This window comes from Deltaproteobacteria bacterium, from assembly GCA_018668695.1.
Lineage (GTDB): Bacteria > Myxococcota > XYA12-FULL-58-9 > XYA12-FULL-58-9 > JABJBS01 > JABJBS01.
In genome coordinates, this window is the sequence record JABJBS010000093.1 from 1 (window position 1) to 5192 (window position 5192).

Sequence of the window (5192 nt, forward strand, 5' to 3'; positions counted from 1 at the left end):
CAATGCTGATTTCATTGGATATATTCCGTTGGCGGATGGACCTGCCGGGGGCCGGCATGGACTTCTCTGCTGTAATCACGAATTTGCCAATGGCGTTATGATGTTTCCGGGCTTTTCCAGCCGAGATGATGCTCGCAATCACGTCGACGAGAATCAGTGCGGTGTAGAGATGGCGGCCCTTGGACATAGCGTGGTCGAGATCCGTAAAGAAGGAGCCACGTGGCGGGTTGTGGAAGGTCCATACAATCGGCGCATCAGTTTGAAAGATACTGAAATTGCTTTTTCTGGCCCAGTGGCCGGGCACCCACGTTTGCAGACCCGGCAGGACCCCACGGGCACTCGGGTTCAGGGGACATTGGCTAATTGTTCAGGCGGCGTCACGCCATGGGGAACGGTTCTTATTTGCGAAGAGAATATTAATTACTTTTTCGACGGACCTGCACCTGAGGGCCGCGAGAAAATCAATCATCAGCGGTACGGCATTACCAAACCTTCCCGTTACCCATACTACCGTTTTGATGAACGCTTTCGGGTGGCTGAACATCCGAATGAGCCAAACCGGTTTGGTTGGGTGGTCGAAATCGACCCTAAAAATCCTCAGAGCATGCCTGTGAAACGAACCTCGCTCGGTCGATTCTTACGCGAAGCCGCTCAAGTTGTCATCGATAAGAGTGGGCGGGTTGTTATCTATTCTGGAGACGATTCCTATTTTGAATATTTGTACCGCTGGGTTTCGGATTCCCGGTACGAGCCACATGCACCTGAGTCGAATAAAAATATTCTCGATTCGGGAACTCTTAGTGTTGCCAAGTGCGAAGAAGATGGGCGTCTCGTTTGGATTCCTTTAATTTATGGAAGAGCTGGTTTGACGCCAGGCAATGGTTTTCACTCGCAGGCCGATGTTCTCTTGGAGGCCAGGAGGGCGGCAGATATCTCGGACGCTACGCCAATGGATAGACCAGAAGATGTTGAGGTGAGCCCGGTGACTGGCCGAGTTTACGCGATGTTGACCAAAAATAAGAAGCGTTCCACCGATACAGACGGCGTGAATTCCCGCGCGAAAAATCATTATGGACAAGTGCTGGAAATGATACCGCCGGGACCTGCGGGCGATGTTAGCCACATCGCGGATGAGTTTCAGTGGGAGGTTTTTCTCTTGGGCGGCAACCCTGAAGAACCAGAGCACGGTGCTCGTTTCCATCCAAGCACTCAGCCTGACGATATCTTAGCCAATCCTGATAACGCGACCTTCGATGCGAAGGGCAGGCTGTGGATTTCATCTGACGGAGCCGAGTCAAGCTTAGCCATGGCAGATGGCTTGTGGGTTTGCGAAACGCAAGGTGAAGAGAGAGCGCTTTTGAGACGATTTGCGGCAGTTCCAAAAGGTGCCGAACTCAGCGGTCCGTGTTTTGCGAGTGACGAGGAAACTCTCTTTATTGCCGTGCAGCACCCGGGCGCAGATTGGGAAACAACCTATGCCCAGCCAACCTGCCGATGGCCTGATTTTCGCGAAGATATGCCGCCGCGCTCTGCCGTGGTTGCTATTACGCGTCGTAAAGGTGGCCGAATTTTAGACTGAGGAAATCAGGGCAAAAAAAAAGGGAGCTTCAAGGCTCCCTTTTATTCGTTTTTGATTGGCTTAGAGCTGAGCGAGTCCAGCATCACCGCCGCGACATCGGCTGCAAAGGCGATTACCAGGGCCGGTGGACAGAAACACTCGGTCGCATGAGAGGCACTGCCGTGCACGCACACCCGTTGAGAGGCGGCTCTTTGTTGCTTTGTCGCCCGCGAGGTCGGCTGCAACACGCTTCATTTGACGTAGAATCGACTCGGAGATTCCGCAATCAGCAGCACGCTGAAGGACCATGGCTTGCTTGATACCTTTGTTACCAAGTTTTTCAATCAGTGCGTCTGGGTCTGCAAGCATTCCCTCAATGATATAACGGTCCATCTTACCGTCAGCCCGCATGAAGTCATCTTGATTCTTCTTGATTTCTTCTTTTGTCAGAGTGCTTTCACCTGACTTATTCGATTCTTCAGAGCTGATCATTTGTGCGCTACTCATAGATATTCCTGGTACGTTTAATGACTGATGGGCCCGGAGAGACCTGATTTCAGTGTTGTATGATAACCATACAGGTGTTTGGATCTGCGTCACGTTTTAGGCATGCTGCAAACCGTTTTCGTGTATTCCGATTCCCCGATTCAATGCACTGAGTCATAAATCGAACTCCGAACGGAACGCACGGCACTCTTGTACGGCCACACATCGCGATCGTGCAATAGTTTTCTGCACTTGGGACCAAAAAACCGCGGTTTTTTCTAATGATCGACTCATTTTTGACCCGGTTGTCTATTTTAGCCAATATGCGAGAATCAAAGAGCTTATACCGTTGGTGTGACCAAATCACCCAGCCGTTTGGGCAAAACGGGAGTCGATCGAGTGATGAAGAGGCAACCGCCAGCAGATTCCACCTTTTTTGTGGGAGATATTCAGGGCTGTGCTCGCCCCTTGGGGCGCCTGCTACGAGCAGCTCGTTTCAACCCCGACAAGCATCACCTGATTGCGCTGGGGGATACCATCAATCGTGGTCCCGATAATGTTGGGACTTTAAGTCTTTTGCGCGGCTTGGGGGCTGAACCTATTTTGGGGAATCATGAGCTGGCCATACTGGGCGGGCTATCGACCGGCAAGGCTCCAGCCTGGCTTTTGGAGCAATCGGTTTCGCGCGATTTACTCAAGCACCCAAAGTGCGCAAGCTATCTAGATTGGATTGCAGGATGGCCTCATTGGATTTGGGGGCACGGCTGGTTGGCGGTTCACGGTGGTCTTCACCCTCGTTTGCCGATTGAAGAGACCGACCCATTGTTTTTGGCAACCATTAGGCTCTGCGATTCCAAAGGCCGTAAGCCCAAAGGTTGGGATGGTTCCAGTAACGTTTATCCGCAAGGTTTTAAACCGTGGCATCATTATTACCGCGGTGATGATTTGGTTCTCTATGGCCATTGGGCCCGCCAAGGCTTGAGAGTTGGACCACGTACTGTCGGTCTTGATTCCGGGTGTGTTTATGGTGGGGGGCTTAGCGGGATGTGGTATCCAAGTCGCGAAATTGTTCAGGTTTCCAGCTAAATAAAAATTCAACGTAACTTCCTGGCCTGAGGTCGGTTTAAAAAGACGAAGCTTTAAGCCTCTATTTTTAACGTTCTCATAAGCTGCGCCATGGAAGAAGAAACGATGGATATAACCTTGGATATAGCAAGCTCAGTAGGCTTGTCACCGGCATCGCACATTCATGATTTGTCTCTACTCGAGAGTGCGCAGGGCGGTTGTGGTTCAGCCTTTCGTCAACTCGTGGAACCACATTTGGAAATGTTGCACCGCATAGCCTATCGAGCATGTGGGCAGACTGAACTGGCAGAAGATGCAGTTCAGGAAACCTTGGCTTTGGCATATGAGAGGCTAGGGGAATACCGCCCCGAGGCGCCGTTTAAATCGTTTCTCGCTGCCGTCGCTGTTCGCCGGGCAAAAACGCTTCTGCGTTCGGAGTCCAGGCGTCGTGTGCGGGAGGCAAAGAGTCGACCGGCCATGAACCTGTGTTCCCCAGATGATATCCTAGCAGGAGACCAAGCAGCCGCCATTATCCGAAGCGCATTACGGAAAATGCCACGTAAGCGTCGTGACGTTGTCATGCTTAGACTGGATGCAGGCTTAAGCTACCGAGAGATTTCTGAAGTAAAGAACATGAGTGAGGGCTCGGCGAGAGTTTTGGTTCACATGGGTATTAAACAAATTAAAGATGTTATGCAGAAAGCCTCAACCAGCTTTTAACGCAGGTGTGAGAAGGAAGTTAGTAGCGATGTTGGATGAGCAGGTAGAGCATGAGATGCAACATCTATTCGACGAAACTGCTTTAACTTTATCGCATCAACGCTCCCAAAGCTTAGGACGATTTGCCGCTCAGATACCTCAGAAGCCGACGGTATGGATGAACCCATGGCTTAGACATGCGACCGGGCTAACATGCATGGCCCTTGCATTTGCTCTTTTCGGTGGAACGGAAATGAACAACGACAGGCCTGTTGTCTTTTCAGACGAGCGCAGTTTCGCGATCCAAGTTGATCTGATCAACATCGTTAAGCAGAGTTCGAGTACAGATGAGTGGGAAGGCTACCAAGAGGGTATGGGCTTCGAGCTGTTTAACAGTTCCAGCCCGGTGGAAGCGACGATATTAGAAGGCTCACTGGACGCATTGTTAAAGGAGAATAAACCATGAGAGCAATGATGGCCGGATGCCTGACTTTTTTATGTCTCTTTATGGGATTAGAAACTGCCGAAGCAAAACCCCCTCCCGCACATACAGCTCAGATTCATGAAAAGTTGATTGAGCTGCGCGGCAGATTGCTTGAGGAAATGGTTGGCCTTGACGAATCTCGGGCAGTCCAAGTTGAATCGATCCTAAAGGGCTTTGACGATGAACACCGCACTTACAGTGCTATGCTTGAACAAGCTCGGCGGTTGATGCGCCGTTTGGTTCGTGAGGACAGCCATGATGACCAGGCCCTTGCAAAGGCTGTAGAGGATGTTCGATTGGCCCATAGCTACCTGCATCAAGTCCGTGACAAGCAGTATCGTGCGATTCAAAAATCTTTAACTCCGAAGGAACAGGCCATCTTCTTTGAGTCTTTAGGTAAACTTCGTCACGAAGTTCGAAAACGGATGCGAGGCGCCGTTCCAAGGCGATGATGACGACTTGCCCCGATCGTTTTCGGCATTTGCAGAGCCTTGGAATTTCCCAAAGTTACCAGGGCCTTTCATGGCTGAGGTTCTTCATACGACGGTCGATTTAATATAGGCATTAGACCTTTTTTGGCTGAAACTTCTAAGCAACTGTTCTGCGGCCGTAAATCACAATTCACCCGAATGGTTAGTTTAGTGGTGAAATGACGTCTCATGTCGGTCTATCGGTGCTCCTCAGGCTACATTTCTCATATTCGGATAAAGTCCTCCTGGTAAAGAGTTACCACCCCCCAACGGCTTCCCTCTAGGGTTGAACAAGAATACGCTGAAGGTGCGGGGTGCCTTTGCATCCGCTACAAGTCGTTTAAAGCCGCACAAGCGGGATTCAGCAAAAGGGCGATGAGGAGTTCTCGGGAACTGCTCATCGCCCTTTATGCGTTATGCTTATCCTAAA

General features: G+C 50.7%; 6 protein-coding genes. 5 read left to right on the top strand and 1 reads right to left on the bottom strand.

Features of this window, described 5'->3' with window-relative positions:
• Positions 1 to 1579, top strand: a 1579-nt coding sequence (locus tag HOK28_04935) for a PhoX family phosphatase (GenBank protein ID MBT6432414.1), incomplete at its 5' end; no start/stop codon positions are given.
• 60 nt (positions 1580 to 1639) lie between these two features.
• Here HOK28_04935 and HOK28_04940 read toward each other — a convergent pair.
• Positions 1640 to 2065 (bottom strand): hypothetical protein, encoded by a 426-nt coding sequence (locus tag HOK28_04940; GenBank protein MBT6432415.1) that lies wholly within the window; start codon positions 2063 to 2065, stop codon positions 1640 to 1642.
• Between the two features lie 378 nt (positions 2066 to 2443).
• Between HOK28_04940 and HOK28_04945 the strand changes: the two genes are divergently transcribed.
• The 4 genes from HOK28_04945 to HOK28_04960 all read left to right on the top strand — a co-directional run bounded on the left by HOK28_04945 (position 2444) and on the right by HOK28_04960 (position 4744).
• The gene (locus HOK28_04945; GenBank protein ID MBT6432416.1) at positions 2444 to 3130 is read left to right on the top strand and encodes a hypothetical protein; all 687 of its coding nucleotides are present in this window, start codon (positions 2444 to 2446) and stop codon (positions 3128 to 3130) included.
• 105 nt (positions 3131 to 3235) lie between these two features.
• The gene (locus tag HOK28_04950) at positions 3236 to 3829 is read left to right on the top strand and encodes a sigma-70 family RNA polymerase sigma factor (protein ID MBT6432417.1); all 594 of its coding nucleotides are present in this window, start codon (positions 3236 to 3238) and stop codon (positions 3827 to 3829) included.
• A gap of 28 nt (positions 3830 to 3857) precedes the next feature.
• A complete protein-coding gene (locus HOK28_04955; GenBank protein ID MBT6432418.1) occupies positions 3858 to 4274 on the top strand; it encodes a hypothetical protein in 417 nt (138 codons plus the stop codon).
• Entirely contained in the window at positions 4271 to 4744 is a 474-nt protein-coding gene (locus tag HOK28_04960) for a periplasmic heavy metal sensor (protein MBT6432419.1), read from the top strand. Before HOK28_04955 ends, HOK28_04960 begins: the two co-directional genes overlap by 4 nt.
• Positions 4745 to 5192 lie beyond the last annotated feature (448 nt).

Coding starts and splice junctions, on each gene's coding strand:
- HOK28_04955 (MBT6432418.1), top strand. CDS start 3,858: ATGTTGGATGAGCAGGTAGAGCATGAGATGCAACATCTATTCGACGAA.
- HOK28_04950 (MBT6432417.1), top strand. CDS start 3,236: ATGGATATAACCTTGGATATAGCAAGCTCAGTAGGCTTGTCACCGGCA.
- HOK28_04940 (MBT6432415.1), bottom strand. CDS start 2,065: ATGAGTAGCGCACAAATGATCAGCTCTGAAGAATCGAATAAGTCAGGT.
- HOK28_04960 (MBT6432419.1), top strand. CDS start 4,271: ATGAGAGCAATGATGGCCGGATGCCTGACTTTTTTATGTCTCTTTATG.